The 1249-nt window shown below is 50.3% G+C and carries 1 protein-coding gene; it reads right to left on the bottom strand.

Annotation, left to right across the window (positions count from 1 at the left end; translation table 11 throughout):
* Nucleotides 1-8: 8 nt before the first annotated feature.
* Nucleotides 9-1177 (bottom strand): IS3 family transposase gene (locus tag KOSB73_RS27315; RefSeq protein ID WP_098141323.1). Its coding sequence is split into 2 segments (ribosomal slippage): nt 9-928 and nt 928-1177, totalling 1170 coding nucleotides; the frame shifts between segments, so codons are not numbered across the junction.
* Nucleotides 1178-1249 lie beyond the last annotated feature (72 nt).

Raw genomic sequence — 1249 nt, 5'->3', positions numbered from 1 at the left:
TGTAGTGGTCAACTAAAACTGGCCACGGTTTTAGAGTTTTTCCAGTATCGGTTTTCCGATTCGTTTGGAGGTAATCCACCGTTATAGTCATGCGGCCTTAGCGAGCTGTAATACCCGACGATATAGTTTGTGATCGCATGAGATGCTTCGCTAAAGTTTATATAGCCTGTCACTGGCACCCACTCGTTTTTCAGACTTCTGAAGAAGCGTTCCATCGGGCTGTTATCCCAGCAGTTTCCACGTCGGCTCATACTTTGCCTGATCCGGTAACGCCACAATAACTGCCGGAACTGCCTGCTTGTGTAGTGGCTACCCTGGTCACTGTGGAACATCACTCCCGCTGGTTTACCTCGGGTTTCCCACGCCATTTCCAGCGCTTTGATGGTTAGCTTGCTGTCCGGTGAGAATGACATTGCCCAGCCTACCGGTTTCCTGGCGAACAAATCGAGAACGACGGCGAGGTAAGCCCAGCGCCTGCCTGTCCAGATATACGTCACATCGCCGCACCATACCTGATTAGGCTCTGTCACTGCGAACTGTCGCTCAAGGTGATTTGGGATAGCGATGTGTTGATGGCCACCACGTTTATACCGGTGGGTGGGTTGCTGACAACTCACCAGTCCCAGTTCTTTCATGAGCCTGCCGGCAAGCCAGCGTCCCATTCTGAAGCCTCTCAGGGTTGCCATGATGGCGATACTTCTCGCGCCAGCAGAGCCATGGCTAATGTTATGCAGCTCCAGAACCTGACTACGTAATACAGCCCGCTTGCCGTCTGGCTTTTCGGGGCTTTTCACCCAGTATTTGTAGCTGCTGCGATGAACCCCGAACACGTGGCAGAGTGTGACCACAGGATACTGCGCTCTGAGTTTCTCGATTAACGAGAACTGTTCAGGGAGTCTGACATCAAGAGCGCGGTAGCCTTTTTTAATATGTCGTTTTCCATTTCAATGCGTTGTAGCTTTTTCTTTAACTCACGTATTTCAATCTGTTCCGGGGTTATAGGAGAGGCTTTAGGTATTTTGCCCTGTCGTTCATCCCGTAACTGCTTTACCCATCGCGTCATGGTAGAAAGCCCCACGTCCATAGCACTGGCCGCAGCTGCAACGGTGTAGTTTTGATCAAGGACCAGTTGAGCGGATTCGCGTTTAAACTCTGCGCTGAAATTTCTTTTTTTCATTGGGACACCTGTATTGTTCTGAGATGAGCATATCACCTCTGTTCAGGTGGCCAAATTCAGTAAACCACTACA

This window comes from Klebsiella grimontii (assembly GCF_900200035.1).
Classification (GTDB): domain Bacteria; phylum Pseudomonadota; class Gammaproteobacteria; order Enterobacterales; family Enterobacteriaceae; genus Klebsiella; species Klebsiella grimontii.
The sequence above is the reverse complement of the archived record's forward strand: the minus strand, read 5'-3'. Positions and strand labels throughout refer to the sequence as shown.